This is a genomic window from Microbacterium halophytorum (assembly GCF_002970975.1).
GTDB classification, from domain to species: domain Bacteria; phylum Actinomycetota; class Actinomycetes; order Actinomycetales; family Microbacteriaceae; genus Microbacterium; species Microbacterium halophytorum.
Genome location: NZ_PNFA01000006.1, coordinates 51015 through 68796 on the forward strand (window position 1 = coordinate 51015; position 17782 = coordinate 68796).

The window sequence follows — 17782 nt, forward strand, 5'->3', positions numbered from 1 at the left end:
CATGACGCGCGCGACGGCCCCGCGGCCTCAGAACGGCGATGCGCGTCAGGTGGAGGCCGCCGCGCGCCGCGCGAGGTCGTGCTGGTGCGGCGCCGGTGATCCGGAGTAGGTTGGTGCCATGCCCAACATCGCTCTGGAACTCGCGAAGCTCTCGGCCACGGCCGGCGTCAAGTCTGCGTACGGCGAGAAGCAGGAGGTCGACGGCGTCACGATCGTTCCCGTGGCCGCGGCGTGGTCGGGCTTCGGCGCCGGTGAGGGCGACGGCAGCGCCCCCGGCGGCAGCGGCGCGGGTCAGGGCTCGGGCGGCGGCGGGGGCAGCCTCTCGATTCCGCTCGGCGTGTACGTGCGGCGGCAGGAAGGCCTGCGCTTCGAGCCGAACCTCATCGCGCTCCTTGCGGTATCGGTCCCGGTGATCTGGGTCGCGGGCCGCGCCCTGCGCAAGATCATCCGTGCCCTCAAGCGCTGACGCCGCGTTCCGCCTCGCCTTCGACGACGCGTTCTCCCGCGTCGCGGCGAGCGTGCGCGCCCTGGCGCATGTGAACCCGCGCATCGTCATCGACGGGCGCAGCGGCTCCGGCAAGACGACGCTCGCAGCGCGCCTCCGCGACGAATGGCCACTGCCGGGGGAGCCGCGCGTCGTCGCGCTCGACGAGTTCTATCCCGGTTGGGACGGGCTCGCGGAAGCGACCAGGGTCGTGGCGGACGACATCCTGAGCCCGTTGGCGGCCGGGCTCGACGGCGCGTATTCGCGCTGGGATTGGACGGCGGGGCGCGAGGCCGAGCGCCGTCGGGTCGATCCGGATGAGCCCCTCATCGTCGAGGGGGCTGGCGCGCTCTCGGCGCGCGCCGCCGAGAGCGCCGATCTGAGCGTGTGGGTCGACGCGCCCGAGGCGTCTCGGCGCGCGAGGGCCCTCGCACGCGACGGCGAGACCTACACGCCGCACTGGGAGAGATGGGCTGCGCAGGAGCGAGCCCACATCGAGCGCGACCGCCCAGCAGAGTCCGCCGACATCGTCATCGAATTGCCATGACGTGGTCATTTCGGCAGAGTAAGGGACCCAAAGCGTGGCACGGTGTGTGCCACGATACGCACGGCCGTGGCTTGTCATTAACGGGGAGTCCGGTGCGTGGCGATACGCGCGCGGGTCGCTTCGGCACAAAAACGGCAAACTATGATGTCGGCGTTCGCCATGCCTTTTAGTGTCGGAGCACTTGCCCACGGATGTGCCCGCACGGCACCGATGAACATGTACGCGACGGAGCTAGATGTCACACTCTGAGACCCACAGGAAGACACCGGCCAAGGCGGCGATCGCCTCCTGGATCGGGACGACGCTCGAGTACTACGACTTCGCCGTTTATGGAACGGCATCGGCACTCGTACTCAATCATCTGTTCTTCTCGCCCGAGCTGAGCACGGGCCTGGCGGTACTGCTGAGCATGGCCACGCTCGCGGTCGGCTACGTCGTCCGGCCGCTGGGCGCCTTCATCCTCGGCCCGCTCGGCGACCGTTACGGCCGAAAGTTCGTGATGATGCTGACACTGTTCGGCATCGGTGTGTGTACATTCCTCATCGGATGTCTGCCGACATATGAGCAGATCGGGGCACTCGCGCCGATTCTCCTTGTGGTCATCCGGATCATCCAGGGGCTCTCCGTATCGGGCGAGCAGGCTAGCGCGATCACGATGAGCCTTGAGCACGCGTCCGACAACCGTCGGGCATTCACGACGAGCTTCACCACGAGTGGTTCGGCATCGGGTGGTCTGCTCGCGACGGCCGTCTTCATTCCGTTCGCCGCACTTCCTCCGGAGCAGCTGTACACCTGGGGATGGCGGGTGCCGTTCTGGCTATCGGCGGTCGTCGTCGTCGCGGCTTACATCATCAGGCGAAAACTCGCCGAGCCGCCGGCATTCATCGAGACGCAGGCCGTCAAGATCAGCCTCAAGCCGGTTGCGCAGGCGCTCCGGTTCCACTGGGTCACGATCATCCGGATCGCCGCTTGTGCTCTGATCGCGGGCGTGAGCTATGTGTTCGCAACATTCGGCATCGCGTTCGCGACGACAGGATATGAGCTCGACAAATCAACGATGCTGTGGGTGCCGTCGATCGCCAGTTTCGTCGCGCTCATCTACACACCGTTCGCCGGCCTGCTCGCCGATAAGATCGGCCGAAAGCCCGTCTTCATCATCGGCGCTCTGGGCGCCGGCCTCACGACTGCGCCCTACCTGTGGTCGATCACGACGGGCAACTGGGCGCTGATCTTCGCCTTCGGCATCGTCTGTAATGGCCTCTTCTACTCCACGGCGAACGCGGCTTGGCCGGCGTTCTTCGCCGAGATGCTCCCGAACCGGGTGCGGGTGTCCGGCCTGGCCATCGGCACGCAAGTCGGGTTCGCGATCGCCGGCGCGATCGGTCCTGTCGTGTCGACCGCACTGGCGGGTGACGACGTGCGGAACTGGATCGGCCCGACGATGCTTGCGTTCGTGCTGATGGCGATCGCGACGATCGCAGCGCTCACTGCGAAGGAGACACGCGGCTACTCGCTCGACGAGGTTGACGACCTCCAGCAGACTGAGCTGGAGAAGGAGACCGTGACGTCGTCGATTATCGTGCCGGCATCGCGCTGACCTCGGCGACAGCCCGGATGGAGCCGAGCGCGCCGCCCGCCAGGGCCGTGCTCATCCGGCACCGGACGATCTGAGGTGTGACGACTCGCGAAGACGCGTTCGGCCGTCCGTTTCGTCGTGCTCGCGTCAGCCACAGCGACGGTGACGGGCCCGTCACGGGCGCGAGCTCCAGCCAATCGAGACGCTGGAACGACGCCGGTCCAGGTGTCATGACCCCTAGGGCACGTTGCTAAACCTGGCACCTACCGCGCTTGCCGTTGCGCGCCGTCTCGCGGCGTCCTCGTCGGTCGACGATGCGGAGCATCGCTTCCCTCATCGTCCTGGCGATACGACGCACATCGACCAGGGCCCACGCCTCCCGCGAGGCTCCGCGCGATGCGAAGCAGCGCGTGGAGGGGGCGGTGGGGACTCGCTACGGCACCGGGTAGAGCCAACGCACCCTAGCGGTGCGAGGAGAGCCGTCCTCAGGCGCCCAGGTCCGCGATCGCGCGGCCGACGGCCTCGCTGAGCTCGGGCTCGGCGTCGGCGTCGAGGCGATCGGCGAGCGCGCGGAAGGCGTCGAGCGCCTCGCCCGCGCGATCCGACGCGGCGAGCCCGGATGCCCGGTAGAACAGCGCGAGAACGGTGAAGTGGGCGAGCCCCTTCGCCTCCGCGCTCTCGGATGCCGCCCGCAGCGCGGCGGCGCCGTCGTCCGTGCGACCCAGCGCGAGGAGGGCGCGGCCGAGGGAGATGCGTGCGTCGGCGGCGCGCTCGGCGAGGTCGGCGGCCTCGGCCGTAGCGATCGCCTCTTCGAGTGCCGCGAGACCCTGTGCGTCGCCGCCGAGGCTCGCGATCCACCCCGCGACCTGCAGGCCGCGCGCCACGAGGGCCGGAACGCCCGAGCGGCGCGCCAGCTCGACGGCGTGCTCCGCGGCGGCCGGCGCATCCTCGTCCCCGACCTCGTGCAGGAGGTCGGCGAGGTCGAGCGAGGCCGCGGCCGCGTACCCCCACAGCTCGGCTCCCTCCGCGATGCGGGCAGCCCATCCCCACACCCGGTAGGCGAGGCCGTACTCGCCGCAGCGCTTGGCGGCCTCGCCCAGGCCGCTCGCGACCTTGGCCAGGACGGCGGTCTCCTGATCGTCGGACTCGCGCAGCTCGTCGAGGACGAGCTGGAAGTTCTCGAGCGCCTCCTGCGGCTGCCCCGCGCCCAGCTGCAGAGACGCGAGCGTGTGGCGGTGGCCGGGGAACGCCATCCCGACCCTGTCGAGCGTGCGCACGCCGAAGGCGGCGCGAGCCGAGGCCTCGCGGGGCCTGTCGAGGTCATCGTAGATCTGCGCCGCGAGCATCGCCGCGTTGCCGATCAGCTGCGGGTCCTCCGTGCGTACGGCGTCCGCGATCAGCGCCTCTGCCGCCTCCGCCGCCTCGGCGAAGCGCGCCTTGCTCGCGAGCGACACCGTCAGGATCCGGCGGGCGAGGGGCAGTTCGAGCGCCTCCGCCCGCGGGTCGGCCACCGCCGCTGCCGCGATCTCGGCGGCCTCCTCGAACAGCTCGGCCCTCGTCAGGGTCGAAAGGTGCGTGTCGAGCACCGAGTGCCACAGCAGGTCGGGGTCCTCGTCCGGCAGCACCAGGGCGGCCTCCCGCGCCTCCGCCAGGGCGAGCTCCGCGTCGGCGTCGCCCGAGCCCGGATGCTCGACCAGCAGCGAGGCGTGCGTGATCAGCAGGTCGGCCAGGACGGAGGCATCGCCGCCGGCGGTGCGGGCCCTGTCGATCTCCTCGGCGATGCGGTCGGCGTCGGAGCGTTCTGCGCAACCCATCAGGAGGAGCCCGAGGCGCGATTCGACCTCGGCGTGCTCCGTGCGCCCCGCCGCCGCGAGCGCCGCGACGCGCTCCCTGTGGGCCGCGGCGGCGCGCTCGTCGTCCCCCTCTGCCAGCGCCGCCCACACGCGCACGGCGTGCAGCAGCGGGGCCTCGTCCCGCCCGGCCGTCTCGAGCCCGCGCTCGGCGGCGGTGCGCGCCCGCTCGGGGGCGCTGCCCGACAGGAACCGGCGCGCCTCGCGCACCCACCCGGCGGCGTCGACCGGTTCCGGATGCGCGGGGGCGGCGGGCGCGAAGGCCTCAGCCGTCGAGAACGGCACGTCGTACCGCTCCTCGCGCAGCGCCCGTGCGGCGCCGATGCGACCGAGGTAGTGATCGTTGCGGTTCCGAGCATCGAGCGCGCGGGCCAGGCGCTCGGCCGCCGCCCAGGCTTGCTCGCCGAACTCGGCGATCGTGTAGTCGCGGGGCTCCGCGCCGAAGAGCCGCGCCGCGTTCTCGCTGCGTGAGCCGCGCAGCGTGCGGTCCCCGAGACCCGCGTCGACCGCGGCGTCGAGGAGGACCGCGATGGAGCGCAGCACCGTCATGTGGTGCTGGTCGCTGATCTGATCGACGACGAAGCCGGGGAGGTGCCGCTCGAGCAGGTCGATGCCGCGTTCGACGTTGCCCGTGACGGCGAGGAACTCGAAATGGAAGCGGACCATCGAGATCGCGTCGGGGTTCGTGCGGGCGACGCGATAGCTGCGCGCGTGCACCGCCATCGCTTCGTCTGCGCGCCCCGCCCGCAGCAGGGCGAGGAGGATCTGGGAATCGGCGTACTCCGGCTCCTCCCCGCACGAGAGGTCCTGCGCGTGGATGTCCTCCCAGAGCCGGATCGCCGTCGCCTCGTCGCCGAGCAGCGCGGCGAACCCCGCGTCGGTCGAGCGCACGCAGGCCTCGCAGTGCGAGTAGTCGTCGCGAGGGGTCAGGTCGCGCTCCTGGGCATACCGCGCCGCGGCGTCGAGGTCGCCGAGGTCGAGCGCCACGTCGCGCCGCGCCTGCAGCACGCCGTTGCGGCTCAGCCCGGCCTCGAGGAAGCGGCGCTCCATGTCGTCGAGCACGGCGTCGACGCGCGCCGCGGGGAAGCGGCTGTTGCCCGCGAGCAGGCCCGCGATCCACTTGTGCTGGAACAGGAGGTCGGGCGAGTCCTCGCCGGTCGCGATCGGGAACCGCGCGGGGTCGGAGTCGTGCTTCGCCACGCACCACGCGAACGACGTCAGCATCGCGTCCGCGTCGTTCACCCAGTGCGCGATGTCGGTCATCAGCATCCGGGCGCGGTACGACACCTCGTCGGCGCCCGCCTCGTCCGCGAGCCGGATGGCCCGGTTCAGCTGCTGTCTCGGGTCGTCGCCGAACGCCCCCTGTTCGACCTGCTCGAGAATGTGCTCCGCCTCGATCGCCGTGCTCACGCGTCCTGCGCTCCTTCGTTCGTGATGTCGATTCCGTCCCAGCCGTCCGTGACGCCCGCGCTGAGCGCGATCATGTCGCCGAGGGCGCCCGTGAGCATGTCGCGGTCGGCCGGGGTCAGCGGCCGGTGCGATGCCAGCAGCGACTGAACGTAGAGAAGCTTGATCGTGCGGTCGAACACCACCTCGTCCGTGACCTGCGCCACCTGCCTCACGAGCGGGCTCGACCAGTTCAGGCACAGCTCGATGCCGAGCCCGCGGCGCTCGCCCTGCCGACGCTCGTCGAGGATCGCACCGATGTCGCCGAGCACATCGCCCCACAGCGACCCCGACGCCTGGTCCTTCGCCTGCTCGATCTCCTGCCGGCGCATCGACTCGGGGTCGGCCACGCACAGCCCCGGTACGCTCGCGGGTTCGAACGCGCGCACGCCCACCTCGGTCCTCGCGTCGGCGAGAGCGGCGGCCGCCCGCCGGGCGAGCGCCCGCGCCGCGTCGGCGTCGTCGGCGGGAGGAGGCGAGAGCTCGGCGAAGACGTCGCCCACCCGCACGCGGCTCACGCGCGCGCCGGTGAGGGACGGCAACCGGCGCAGCAGCTCGGCGTCGTAGGAGTAGCCGGCGTTGACCACGGGGGCGTCGGCGCCCGCGACGGCGGCCACCTGCCGGAACTCGTCGACCGTCTCGACGTAGCGGATCTCGGCGCCCGACTCGGCCAGCTCGGTCACGGTCCGCGTGCCGGAGGAAGTCTCGAGCGTCAGCCACGGCAGCACGGCCCTGGCGAGCTCGTCGTCGTGCACGGCCATCGCCTTCAGCGCCATCGCGTGCACGGAGAGGAACTCCTGGAACCGCCACGGCTCGTTCTCGGAGAGCCGCACGATCCAGTCGCGCAGCGCACCGCCGAGGCGCTCGCGGGTGACCTCGAGGGCGGTGTCGTCGACGAACGCCTCGCGCGAGGCCGTCGGCGTGAGGTGCTCCGTGTTGATCACGGCGCGCACGAAGAACGCCCACGGCGGCAGCAGCGTGTCGAGCTGCTCGGAGACCAGCATGCGCCCGAGGTGCACCGTGCTCGGCTGGCGCATGCCGGGCGGGGCGGGGAACGGCAGGACGAAGGCGACGCCGGACGTCCCGGTCTCGGGCACCGACAGCGGGATCACGTCGAGAGGGGCGCGCCCGAGCAGCTCCTCGCCGAGCGCGTCGAGCGCCGGCCTGTCGGCGTCCCGGTCGAGGAAGGCGGGCTCGCGCGTGATCGTGTCGCGGCCGCCGCGGGCGTCGGCGACGGCGACGCGCACCGGCAGGTATCCGCCGAAGCGTGCGGCGAGGCCCGTCACGCGCGCTCGCTCCAACAGCGCCCGCTCGTCGGGGCGCGGCTCGAGCACCACCTCGGTGCCGATCGGCAGCGACGCGGTCTCGGCGCCGTCGAGCTCGCGCACCCGGAACTCGCCCGTCGCGTCGCCCACCCACTCGATCGCGGGCGCCCCGGATGCCGAGCGGCTGATCACGGTGATGCGATCGGAGACCATGAAACAGCTGAGCAGGCCGATGCCGAACTGCCCGAGGAAGCTCTCCCGCCGCACCTGCAGAAGCTCATCGCGCTTCGAGGATCGGCCGACCGTCGAGAGCAGGTCGGCCGCCTCGGCGGCGGTCAGGCCCACCCCGTTGTCGCGGAATCGGAACGGCTCGCCGCCTTCCGCCGGGGTGATCTCGATCAGCCCGGCGGGGGCATCCGGATCGCGCTCGCCGCGGGCGCGGATCGCGTCCCTTCCGTTCTGGAGGAGCTCGCGCAGGAAGACCTGGGGACTGGAGTAGATGTGGCGGCCGAGGAGATCGACGACGCTGCGCAGATCGACCTGGAACGGGCGGGTGGTAGACGAGCTCACCCGACTAACCTATGCGCGGCGCCGGCGCCCCGGTCACAGATCCGGGGCGGCACCCGGCTCCGCTCATTCCTCGCGCAGCGAATCGGCGGCCTGCACGAGGCCGTCGAGGCGGTAGCCGAGCCAGTCGAGCACGCTGAAGCGGGGGTCGTCCGGGTCGTGGTCGCCCTCGGTCGTCACGCCGAGGCGGCTCGCGATCACGAGGCGCAGCGCCGTGAGCGTGCGCAGCCACGGGTCGATCGCCTCCTCGGCGACGGCGATGTCCACGGGGCCGAAGTCGGGGTCGCCCTCGGGGGAGTCGTCGCCGGAGGCCTCGGGCTGCTCGGCCAGTACTCCGTCGAGCGCCTTCCTCACGATCTGGGCTTCGCGAGCGCGCCGATGCAGCAGGTCGGCGCGCGTGAGCGAGCGGAACTCACCGGCGGCCTCGGGGTCGTCCGGGTACACGTCGGGGGTCAGCCGCTCCACGGCGGGGTCGTCCTCCGCCGGCGTGCCCGTGACGAGGTCGCCGAACTGCCCGACCAGGTCGCGCAGGTGGTCGGCCTCGATGCGGGTCAGCGTGAGCATCAGCATCCGGTCGGTCATGCGTTCGCCTTCCTGACCGTGGCCCACAGGCCGTAGTCGTGCATCGCCTGTGCGTGCATCTCCATCTGCTCCCTGGCACCCTCGGCGACGACCGCGTGGCCCTCGTGGTGCACCGCGAGCATGAGCTGCGTCGCGCGGTCCTGCCCGAAGCCGAAGTACTCGCGGAACACGCGCACGACGTAGCTCATCAGGTTCACGGGGTCGTCCCACACGACCGTCTGCCACGGCACATCCGGCGCGGCGCGCAGGTCGACGGACTCGTCGACGTCGGGCAGCGCGGTGCTCACGCCCACCCCAACTCGTGCAGGCGCGCGTCGTCGATGCCGTAGAAGTGGCCGATCTCGTGCACGAGGGTCGTGTGCACCTCGTCGCGCAGTTCTTCCTCGGTCGCGCACTGGGCCAGGTGCGGCTCGCGGTAGACCATGATGCGGTCGGGCAGGTCGCCCATGCCGTAGCGGTCGCGCTCCGTCAGCGCCAGGCCGTCGTACAGCCCCAGCAGGTCGAGGCTGCCGTCCTCCGGGCGGTCCTCGACGACGAAGATGACGTTGTCGAGCCCGTCGACCATGTCATCCGGGAGCCGATCGAGCTCGTCGACGACGAGCCGCTCGAACGCTTCGGCGTCCATCTGCATGGCGGCGTCGCCGGCTGCGGCACGGTCGGTCATGCAGCTCCTCGGGTCGTCGGGGTGTCCGCCCAGTCTACGAATCCCGGCGCGTGCCCAGGGCGGGCTCGCTCGAAGTTCTCGCACGGCCGAGTGGCGATGGACGCGGACGCGTGCGCTGGTCGGGGAGGCCCAGGTTAACCGGAGGTGAACGACGCATGCACAGCGGCGCGGCGGGGTGTGCGCCGGTATGCCGCCGGTCTACGCTGATCGCGGTCCTCGGCGGCGGTGCGGGGTTCGGCGTGCCGGCGCTCCGCTGCGGCGGAGGTGGTGCCGTCGCGGGGACGGACGACTCAGCACGAGAAGAGAGCGAACGCGTGATCCCGACCGATTCGCCCACCGCCCACCGCGACCTCCAGCTGCCGCTCGCCGGAGGCCTGCGAGCCCCTGCGCCCCGCACGCTCGTCGAGGTACTGCGTGCGACGGCGGCCGCGCATCCGGAAGCGAGCGCCCTCGATGACGGCTCCGGCGCACTCAGCTACGCCGAGCTGCTCGAGGCCGTCGACGCGAAGGCCGCCGAGCTGCGCCGCGAGGGCGTGACCCGCGGCGACAAGGTGGGCGTGCGCGTCGCGAGCGGCTCGCGCGATCTCTACATCGCGATCCTCGGCATCGTCTTCGCGGGCGCCGCGTACGTGCCGGTCGATGCCGACGACACCGACGAGCGCGCCCGGCTGGTGTTCGGCGAGGCGGCGGTGGCCGGCATCATCGGCGACGGCGGGTTCGTGCCGACCGCTCGGCGGGCCCCGGAGGAGCCGGTCGCTCCCCGCGCGGAGGCGGTCGCAGGAGAAGGCGCCGCGCTGACGGCGAGCGCCGGCCCGGATGGCGCTGGCACGCCGAGTCTCACGGTCGCGGATGAGTCAGCAACCGTCGCGCCGACTGCGGGCGATAGCCCGGATGGCGTCAGCGCGCCGAATGACACGGCCGCAGGTGAGCCGGAAACCGCCGCTGCAGCCCCAGGCCCCCCTGCCGTTTCCGTAGCTGCCCCCGATCGCGACGACGCGGGCGACCCCGCCCTCGACGACGCGGGCGACCCCGCCCTCGACGACGCGGGCGACCCCGCCCTCGACGACGACGCGTGGGTGATCTTCACATCGGGCTCGACGGGCGTGCCCAAGGGCGTGGCCGTCTCGCACCGATCGGCCGCGGCGTTCGCCGACGCCGAGGCGAACTGGTTCCTGCGCGACGCGGCGCTCGGCCCCGGCGACAGGGTGCTCGCCGGCCTCTCCGTCGCGTTCGACGCCTCGTGCGAGGAGATGTGGCTCGCGTGGCGCAGTGGCGCGTGCCTCGTGCCCGCGCCGCGCTCGCTCGTCCGCTCGGGCGAGGACCTCTCCGGATGGCTCGTCCGCCAGAACATCACGGTGGTCTCGACGGTGCCGACGCTCGCCGCGATGTGGCCGGCCGAGGCGATCGAGAACGTGCGCCTGCTGATCTTCGGCGGCGAGGCCTGCCCTCCCGAGCTGGTGGCGCGTCTCGTCGACGAGGGGCGCGAGGTCTGGAACACCTACGGCCCGACGGAGGCGACCGTCGTCGCGTGCGGCTGCCCGCTCGACGGGGAGAGCCCCGTGAGCATCGGCCTGCCGCTCGACGGCTGGGACCTCGCGGTCGTCGACACGGACGGCAACAGGGTCTCCGAGGGCGAGACGGGCGAGCTCATCATCGGCGGCGTCGGCCTCGCGCGCTACCTCGACCCCGCCAAGGACGCCGAGAAGTACGCGCCCATGCCGTCGCTCGGCTGGGACCGCGCATACCGCTCGGGCGACCTCGTCCGCTACGAACCCTCCGGCCTGATGTTCGTCGGCCGCGCCGACGATCAGGTCAAAGTCGGCGGGCGGCGCATCGAGCTGGGCGAGGTCGAGAACGCGCTGCAGGATCTGCCGGGCGTGACCGCCGCGGCGGCGGCCGTGCGCAAGAGCGAGGCCGGCGTCCCGGTCCTCGTCGGCTACCTCGTCGTCGAGGGGGAGGAGCCGCTCGACCGCGCGGCGGCCAGGGACGCGCTGGGCGACCGCCTCGCCGCCGGCGTGATGCCGCTGCTCGCCGTCGTCGACGAGCTCCCCGTCCGCACGTCCGGCAAGGTCGACCGCGCGGCGCTGCCCTGGCCTCTGCCGGAGGTCGAGGGCACCGAGATCGCGGGACTGACGCACACGGAGGAATGGCTCGTCGCGCAGTGGCAGGCCGTCCTGGGCGTGCCCGTTCCCGACACGCGCGCCGACTTCTTCGACCTCGGCGGAGGGTCGCTCTCGGCGGCGCAGCTGGTCTCGCGGGTGCGACAGCGGGTGCCCGAATTCACGGTCGCCGACATCTACGACATGCCGAAGCTGAAGCAGATGGCCAAGGCGCTCACCGCGACCGACGACGCATCCGGTGCCGACGGCTTCCATCAGTCGGCGCCGACGCGCCGGCGCACGCAGTGGGCGCAGGTGCTCGTCGGGCTGCCGCTGTTCATCACGAGCGGCCTGCGCTGGCTCACTTACGCCCTCACGGTCACGACGCTGCTGAACCTGACGACGGGCTTCGAGGCGCTTCCGACGGCGCCGTGGTGGGCGATCATCGTGTGCCTCGTGCTGTTCGCGACGCCGTTCGGCCGGATGGGCATCTCGGCGCTGGCGGCACGGCTGCTGCTGGCGGGCGTGCAGCCGGGCGATTACCCGCGCGGCGGCCGCGTGCACATGCGGCTGTGGCTCGCCGAGCAGTTCGCGGTGCAGATCGAGGCCGTCGGCCTCGCCGGTGCGCCGTGGATGACCCTCTATGCCCGCGCGCTCGGCGCCGACATCGGCAGGAACGTGAGCCTGCACACCCTGCCGCCCATCACCGGAATGCTCACGATCGGCAAGGGCTCAGCGATCGAGCCCGAGGTCGACCTGACGGGCTACTGGATCGACGGCGACCTGCTGCGCCTCGGCGAGGTGCGCATCGGCGAGCGGGCCTCGATCGGCGCGAGGAGCACGCTCGCCCCCGGCACGCGCATCGACGACGGCGCCGAGATCGCGCCGGGAGCGGCCGTGTTCGGCCGCGTGAAGGCCGGTCAGACCTGGGCGGGGTCGCCCGCCGTCCGCGTCGGCGGCGACTCGTCGGCGGACTGGCCGAAGGGCTCAGCGCCGCGCTCGCGAACGTGGCAGACGATCTACGGAGTCACGTCGGCCCTGCTCGCGCTGCTGCCGATCTGCGCCTTCCTCGCCGGAGCGGCGCTCGTGGCGGCCGGCATCCGGGGCTCCGACACGCTCGGCGAGGCCTGGCTCGTCGCGCTGATCTGGCTGTTCCCCGCCGTGCTCGTGGTCGGAGTCGTCTACGCGGGCGCCGTCGTCGTGATCGTGCGACTGCTGTCGATCGGGCTGCGCGAGGGCACCTACCCGGTGCTCAGCCGTGTTGGCTGGCAGGCCTGGGCGACCGAACGCGTGCTCGACGCGGCGCGCACGCTCCTCTTCCCGCTGTACGCCGGCCTGTTCACCCCGGTATGGCTCCGGATGCTCGGGGCGCGCGTCGGCAGGAACGTCGAGGCCTCGACGGTGCTGCTCATTCCGAGCCTCTCGCGCATCGACGACGGCGCGTTCCTCGCAGACGACACCATGGTGGCCTCCTACGAGCTGCACCGCGGTTGGCTGCGCGTCGGCAGGGTCCGGATCGGCAAGCGGGCGTTCCTCGGCAACTCAGGCATGGCGGCCCCCGGTCACCGGGTGCCGAAGAACTCCCTCGTCGCGGTGCTCTCGTCGGCGCCGACGAAGGCGAAGTCGGGCTCATCGTGGCTCGGCTCGCCGCCCGTGCGCCTGCGCCGCGTGTCGCAGGATGCCGACGACTCGCGCACGTACGACCCCGGTGCGGGCCTGCGCATCGCCCGCGGCCTGTGGGAGCTGTGCCGCATCGTCCCCGTCACGATCAGCTGCGGGCTCGGCCTCACGCTCATGTTCGTCCTGGCCTGGCTGTGGCAGGCGGTCGGCGGATGGTGGACGGCCGCGCTCGCGGGGGCCGTCATGCTCGTCGCCGGTGCCGTCGCCGCGCTCATCTCGACCGCCGCGAAGTGGCTGATCGTGGGGCCCATCCGAGCGGGGGAGCAGCCGCTCTGGTCGAGCTTCGTCTGGCGCACCGAGGTCAGCGACGCGTTCACCGAGATGCTCGCGGCGCCCTGGTTCGCCCGCACGGCCGCCGGCACTCCCGTGCTCACGCTGTGGCTGCGCTCGCTCGGCGCGAAGATCGGCGCGGGCGTGTGGTGCGAGTCGTACTGGCTGCCCGAGCCCGATCTCGTCCGCCTCGGCGACGGCGCGACCGTGAACCGCGGCTGCGTCGTCCAGACGCACCTGTTCCACGACCGCATCATGAGCATGGACACCGTCGAGCTCGGTCCCGGCGCCACGCTCGGCCCGCACAGCGTGATCCTGCCCGCCGCGTCGATCGGCGACCACGCGACCGTCGGCCCCGCGTCGCTCGTCATGCGCGGCGAGGGCGTGCCCGTCGGGTCGCGCTGGAGCGGGAACCCCATCGGACCCTGGCGCGCCGTCAAGGTGCGCGCCTACCAGTCGACGACGTAGTCTCGCGAGAATGCGGCGGGCCGTATCGGCGAGGGCGGCCCATCGACGGCGGCTCAGCGAGGAGGAAGCACACCGGATGCCCCAGCAGTACACCCCGAACAGCGGCGATCGCGGCTACGCCGTGACCCACTACGATCTCGAGATCGATTACACACCCCGTACCAACCGCCTCGACGGCCGCGCCCGCATGAGCATCCGGATGCTCGACGACGCGCACGCGCTGAACGTCGACCTCGTCGGGCTGCAGGCGGGCAAGGTGCGCATCGACGGCAAACCGCACAAAAAGGTGCAGCAGGGCCAGCACGGCCTCAAGGTCAAGCTCCCGCGGAGCCTGCCCGCCGGTGCGGAGCTCGAGCTCGAGATCGAGTACGGCGGGCGGCCGGGGCCGCGGCGCTCGCGCTGGGGCACGCTCGGCTGGGAGGAGCTCGAGGAGGGCGCGATGGTCGCATCGCAGCCGATCGGCGCCCCGACCTGGTTCCCGTGCAACGACCGCGTCGACGACAGGGGCACGTACGACATCCGGTTCACGACCGATCGGGAGTTCTTCGTCGCCGTCACGGGCGCCCCCGGCGCCGTGAGTCACAAGGGCGGGAAGACGACGCGGGAGTTCTCGCTCGACGTTCCGACCGCGAGCTACTTGGTCGCGGCGCACCTCGGGCCGTACGCCGAGTACGCGGGCGCCGCATCCGTCGGCGCGGCAGGGCTCGGCTGGCGCATCGTGACGCCGCCCGCCCAGCGCGCCGAGACGCTGACGGCGTTCGAGCACGTCCCCCGGATGATCGAAGCGTTCGAGGGCTGGTTCGGCCCGTATCCGCAGCCCGACCTGACGGTCGTTGTCACGGCGGAGGAGCTGGAGATCCCGCTCGAGGCGCAGGCGCTCGTGACCTTCGGAGCCAATCACTGCGCCCCGGACGAACAGCGGCTGATCGCGCACGAGCTCGCCCACCAGTGGTTCGGCAACAGCGTCGGCATCGGCCGATGGCGCGACATCTGGCTGAACGAGGGCTTCGCCTGCTTCTCGGAGTGGGTGTGGTCGGAGGCGGCGGGCGGGCCGAGCATCGCGGAGCACGCGGAGGCGCACTACGCCCGCCTCGCCGGGCTGCCGCAGGATCTCGTGCTCGCCGACCCCGGCCCGGCCGACATGTTCGACGACCGCGTCTACAAGCGGGGGGCACTGGCGCTCGAGGCGCTGCGCCGCACGATCGGGCACCAGCCGTTCCGCACGCTGCTCCGCGAGTGGGCGACCCAGAACCGGCACCGCCTCGCGCGGCCGGCCGACCTCATCGCCCTGGCGGAGGGGCACTCGCCCGCGCCGCTCGACGGGTTCTGGGAGGCGTGGTTGCGCGATCCGGCACTCCCGGAGCTCCCGCCCCGCGCGGCGCGCCGCGGCGCGGCGTAGGCGTCCGCGCGCGGCGGCGCGGCACCGGGACGAGCTCGGCGCGTCTCATTTGTGCCGTTGTCGGCGTCTGGCGCGTCTTTCGTCGACAACGGCGCAAGTTGGGGAATCCGGTGGCGGTGTCTACGCCAGGCGATGCTCAGGAGTGGGTGGGTCGTGCTGTCGGAGCGCGGCGAGGTGGACCTCGCGTGCGCACGGGGTCGAGCGCGTCTCATTTGTGCCGTTGTCGGGGTTTGGCGCGCTTCTCGTCGACAACGGCGAAAATTGGGGATTCTGGTGGCGGTGTCTACGCCAGGGCGATGCTCAGAACCGCCCGCGTGGTGGCATCGAGATCGATGATCGCGTCTGTGACGTCGAGGCCGCGAGGGTGGGCGTCGGGAGCATTGCCCGCCGCACCTCGGGCGTTCCGGAGGCCGGTGCCCCGCGCCTTCGCGACGGCCTCGAGACGCGTCCAATCGGCGATCGTCGGTGCAAGGGCATCCGGGGTATCGCCGGGGGCAGGCTCGCGCGCTTCATCGCGATGGAGGGCCGGGCGCGCCGCATCGCGAGACGCTTCCGTGCCGACCGGGACCCTGGCGGCAAGGGCCTCACGGACGCGCACCAGCGTGGCGGCGTCGTCGAGCTCCATGTCGATGCCGAACGCGCTTGCGCCTTCCGGTGCGACCGCCGCGGCGGCGAAGCCGCCCGCGTACGACACGCTCACGAGCCTCCCCGGTGCGCCCGAAGAGAGCCGCACCCGGATGGCACCGTGCGCCCCGCCGCACGCGGGGCACACCTGCACGAGGGTGCTGCCCTCGGGCAGCAGCTCGCCGAGAAGCCCCCGCGAAACGCCGCGCCGATCGCTGCCCGTCGGTGCGACCGCCACCCGCACCCCGCCGTTCAGATGACGCGCAATTCGGTTCTGCGCGAAGAAAACCGTCGTGCGCGTCATGTGAAGCGGGTCAGATCAGGCTGCGGAGGAAGTCCTCCGCGGAGACGCCGGCCTCCGCCGCGCGGGCGCGCAGGCGGGTCGACTCGCGGGCCGTGAGGGTGATCCGGATCTCGTTGTCGACGGCGGCGGGCTGCTCGATGTCGTCGAAGAGCGTCGGCTGGGCGATTCCGACGGCGCCGCCCGCTGCGTGGTCGGTGAGTGAGACGCGCTCGCGCACGGCCGCGCCGCGGCGACGGGGCCCCGCGGCGTCATCCCCTGCCGGGGCCGGAGCCGTGTTCGTGCGTGCGGTCGCGGGCGCCGATGCTGCGGAGGTGCCCGACCGGCGGCGCGGCCCAGGTGTCTCCGCGTCCGCATCGCTGAGTGCGCTGCCCGCACCGGGCGAGCCAGCGGTGTCAGCGACGGAGCCCGGTTGCTCGGTTCCGTCGCGCTCGTCGCCGCCGGCGAACCCTGGCCCCTCCGCGACGGGGGAGCGGCGCTGGAACGCCTGTGCCGCACCGTTCGCGCGCACATCGGCCGCCTCGTTCAGGGGATGGCCGGCGTGGCCCTTGACCCACTCGAAGCGCACGTCGCGGCCGGCGAGCTCGGCGTCGAGGGCCTCCATGATCTCGCGGTTGAGCACGGGCTTGCCGTCGGCTTTGCGCCAGCCCTTCCGCTTCCATCCGCGCATCCACTTGGTTACCGAGTCGATCACATACTTGCTGTCGCAGTGCACGACCATCGCCTCGCCCGTGTGCTTCGTCGCCCGCAGCAGTTCGAGCACGGCGGTCAGTTCGCCCTGGTTGTTCGTGCCGTGAGGCGCGCCGCCGGCGGCCCAGCTCGTGTCGTCGATGTACCAGGCCCAGCCCATCGGGCCGGGGTTGCCGAGTGCGGAGCCGTCTGCAGCGGCGATGATCGTCATGGAGTCAAGCCTATTCGTGGCCGGCGACCTCTCCGGAACGGTGAGCATCGCAGCTCGATGCGGTTCTCAGAAGGCGTCGAAGGTCGCCGCTGCACCGGGCGCGACTCGCGGCAGAATCTCCGAGCTGCGGCATTCTCGCGTGGACTATGCCGCGGTTCGAGAATTGTGCAGTGTCTCGGCGCCGGGCGCGACTGCCGCGGCACCGGCGGGCCGCGCTGCGCGAGCCGTTCACCGCGGGTTCACGCTCGTGGTGTCGGATCTCAGCATGGGTCGTGTGCGCACGGTGGCCGGGGTCGCGTTGGCGGCCGCCTGCGCCGCCTCGGCGGTCTGGGGCGCTCGCGAGCTGCTGAGGCGCCAGGCCGCGATCGCGCGCGAGCGCATCGGCAAGCCGCTCGGCGAGGAATCGATCCCCGCCGACCGGATCTGGCGCCGCAAGCTCGGCGGCGAACCCGTCGAACTGCTCGTGCTCGGCGACTCGCTCGCGGCGGGTCTCGGCGCCGAACGCCGCAAGCAGACGCTCGGTGCGCGGCTCGCGAAGGAGCTCGCGCGCCGCATGGACAGGCCCGTCCGGCTGCACACGGCGGCCGTAGTCGGATCGGAGTCGAGCGCCCTGAAAGCGCAGATCGACGGCCTCGACCCCGCGCTGCGCGCCGACGTCGCGGTGATCGTCGTCGGAGGCAACGACGTCACCCACACGGTGTACCCGACGACGGCGGCCGCCCAGCTGTCCGAGGCGATCCGACGCCTGCGCGAGCGCGGTACGCCCGTCGTCGTCGGAACGTGCCCCGACCTCGGAATGCTCCCTGCGGTGCCGCAGCCGCTGCGCACGATCCTGTCGCGGATGTCGCACCACATGTCGATCGTGCAGGCGCGGGCGGCGCGTCGGGCGGGCGCCGTGCCGGTGAGCCTGCGCCGCACGCTGAGCCGGGCGTTCCGGGAAGCACCGGACGAGATGTTCAGCCTCGACCGGTTCCACCCCAGCCCCGCCGGCTACCGCCGCGCCGCCGATGCGCTGCTGCCCGCCGTCGCGGAAGCCGCGCTCGTCGGCGCGGCGTAGGC

At 72.3% G+C, this 17782-nt stretch carries 13 protein-coding genes; 6 read left to right on the forward strand and 7 right to left on the reverse strand.

Annotated features, from left to right (window positions below):
* Positions 1-118 precede the first annotated feature (118 nt).
* The 3 genes from C0010_RS07510 to C0010_RS07520 all read left to right on the forward strand — a co-directional run bounded on the left by C0010_RS07510 (position 119) and on the right by C0010_RS07520 (position 2628).
* On the forward strand, positions 119-466 hold the full coding sequence (locus C0010_RS07510) for a spore germination protein GerW family protein (RefSeq protein ID WP_105566455.1): 348 nt from the start codon (positions 119-121) through the stop codon (positions 464-466).
* Positions 450-1031, forward strand: a complete 582-nt coding sequence (locus C0010_RS07515) for a nucleoside/nucleotide kinase family protein (protein ID WP_105566456.1) — start codon at positions 450-452, stop codon at positions 1029-1031. The genes C0010_RS07510 and C0010_RS07515 overlap by 17 nt, the downstream gene beginning before the upstream one ends.
* Positions 1032-1266: 235 nt before the next feature.
* On the forward strand, positions 1267-2628 hold the full coding sequence (locus C0010_RS07520) for an MFS transporter (RefSeq protein WP_174150253.1): 1362 nt from the start codon (positions 1267-1269) through the stop codon (positions 2626-2628).
* A gap of 464 nt (positions 2629-3092) precedes the next feature.
* Here the strand turns inward: C0010_RS07520 and C0010_RS07525 are convergent, their stop codons facing one another.
* The 5 genes from C0010_RS07525 to C0010_RS07545 all read right to left on the reverse strand — a co-directional run bounded on the left by C0010_RS07525 (position 3093) and on the right by C0010_RS07545 (position 8948).
* Positions 3093-5867, reverse strand: coding sequence for a hypothetical protein (locus C0010_RS07525; protein WP_105566457.1), 2775 nt, complete (start codon positions 5865-5867; stop codon positions 3093-3095).
* Entirely contained in the window at positions 5864-7738 is a 1875-nt protein-coding gene (locus tag C0010_RS07530; RefSeq protein WP_105566458.1) for an HSP90 family protein, read from the reverse strand. The genes C0010_RS07525 and C0010_RS07530 overlap by 4 nt, the downstream gene beginning before the upstream one ends.
* 63 nt (positions 7739-7801) lie before the next feature.
* The gene (locus C0010_RS07535; RefSeq protein ID WP_105566459.1) at positions 7802-8317 is read right to left on the reverse strand and encodes a DUF2017 family protein; all 516 of its coding nucleotides are present in this window, start codon (positions 8315-8317) and stop codon (positions 7802-7804) included.
* Complete coding sequence (clpS, locus tag C0010_RS07540; RefSeq protein WP_408631073.1) at positions 8314-8604, reverse strand: ATP-dependent Clp protease adapter ClpS; 291 nt, start codon at positions 8602-8604, stop codon at positions 8314-8316. The genes C0010_RS07535 and clpS overlap by 4 nt, the downstream gene beginning before the upstream one ends.
* Positions 8601-8948 (reverse strand): metallopeptidase family protein, encoded by a 348-nt coding sequence (locus C0010_RS07545; protein ID WP_105566614.1) that lies wholly within the window; start codon positions 8946-8948, stop codon positions 8601-8603. Before C0010_RS07545 ends, clpS begins: the two co-directional genes overlap by 4 nt.
* A gap of 347 nt (positions 8949-9295) precedes the next feature.
* On the opposite strand from C0010_RS07545, the gene C0010_RS07550 reads away from it, so the two are divergent.
* Together C0010_RS07550 and C0010_RS07555 are read left to right on the forward strand one after the other, a co-directional pair.
* The gene (locus C0010_RS07550) at positions 9296-13498 is read left to right on the forward strand and encodes a Pls/PosA family non-ribosomal peptide synthetase (protein ID WP_198410800.1); all 4203 of its coding nucleotides are present in this window, start codon (positions 9296-9298) and stop codon (positions 13496-13498) included.
* 76 nt (positions 13499-13574) lie between these two features.
* The gene (locus C0010_RS07555; protein WP_105566462.1) at positions 13575-14897 is read left to right on the forward strand and encodes a M1 family metallopeptidase; all 1323 of its coding nucleotides are present in this window, start codon (positions 13575-13577) and stop codon (positions 14895-14897) included.
* Positions 14898-15180: 283 nt separating this feature from the next.
* Here C0010_RS07555 and C0010_RS07560 read toward each other — a convergent pair whose 3' ends face one another.
* The gene (locus C0010_RS07560) at positions 15181-15825 is read right to left on the reverse strand and encodes a 4'-phosphopantetheinyl transferase family protein (RefSeq protein WP_105566463.1); all 645 of its coding nucleotides are present in this window, start codon (positions 15823-15825) and stop codon (positions 15181-15183) included.
* A 10-nt stretch (positions 15826-15835) separates the two neighbouring features.
* Entirely contained in the window at positions 15836-16723 is an 888-nt protein-coding gene (locus tag C0010_RS07565) for a ribonuclease H family protein (protein WP_105566464.1), read from the reverse strand.
* A 265-nt stretch (positions 16724-16988) separates the two neighbouring features.
* Between C0010_RS07565 and C0010_RS07570 the strand changes: the two genes are divergently transcribed.
* The gene (locus tag C0010_RS07570; protein WP_105566465.1) at positions 16989-17780 is read left to right on the forward strand and encodes an SGNH/GDSL hydrolase family protein; all 792 of its coding nucleotides are present in this window, start codon (positions 16989-16991) and stop codon (positions 17778-17780) included.
* Positions 17781-17782: the final 2 nt, after the last annotated feature.

Coding starts and splice junctions, on each gene's coding strand:
- C0010_RS07510 (WP_105566455.1), top strand. CDS start 119: ATGCCCAACATCGCTCTGGAACTCGCGAAGCTCTCGGCCACGGCCGGC.
- C0010_RS07545 (WP_105566614.1), bottom strand. CDS start 8,948: ATGCAGATGGACGCCGAAGCGTTCGAGCGGCTCGTCGTCGACGAGCTC.
- C0010_RS07520 (WP_174150253.1), top strand. CDS start 1,267: ATGTCACACTCTGAGACCCACAGGAAGACACCGGCCAAGGCGGCGATC.
- C0010_RS07565 (WP_105566464.1), bottom strand. CDS start 16,723: ATGACGATCATCGCCGCTGCAGACGGCTCCGCACTCGGCAACCCCGGC.
- C0010_RS07555 (WP_105566462.1), top strand. CDS start 13,575: ATGCCCCAGCAGTACACCCCGAACAGCGGCGATCGCGGCTACGCCGTG.
- C0010_RS07560 (WP_105566463.1), bottom strand. CDS start 15,825: ATGACGCGCACGACGGTTTTCTTCGCGCAGAACCGAATTGCGCGTCAT.
- C0010_RS07535 (WP_105566459.1), bottom strand. CDS start 8,317: ATGACCGACCGGATGCTGATGCTCACGCTGACCCGCATCGAGGCCGAC.
- C0010_RS07570 (WP_105566465.1), top strand. CDS start 16,989: ATGGGTCGTGTGCGCACGGTGGCCGGGGTCGCGTTGGCGGCCGCCTGC.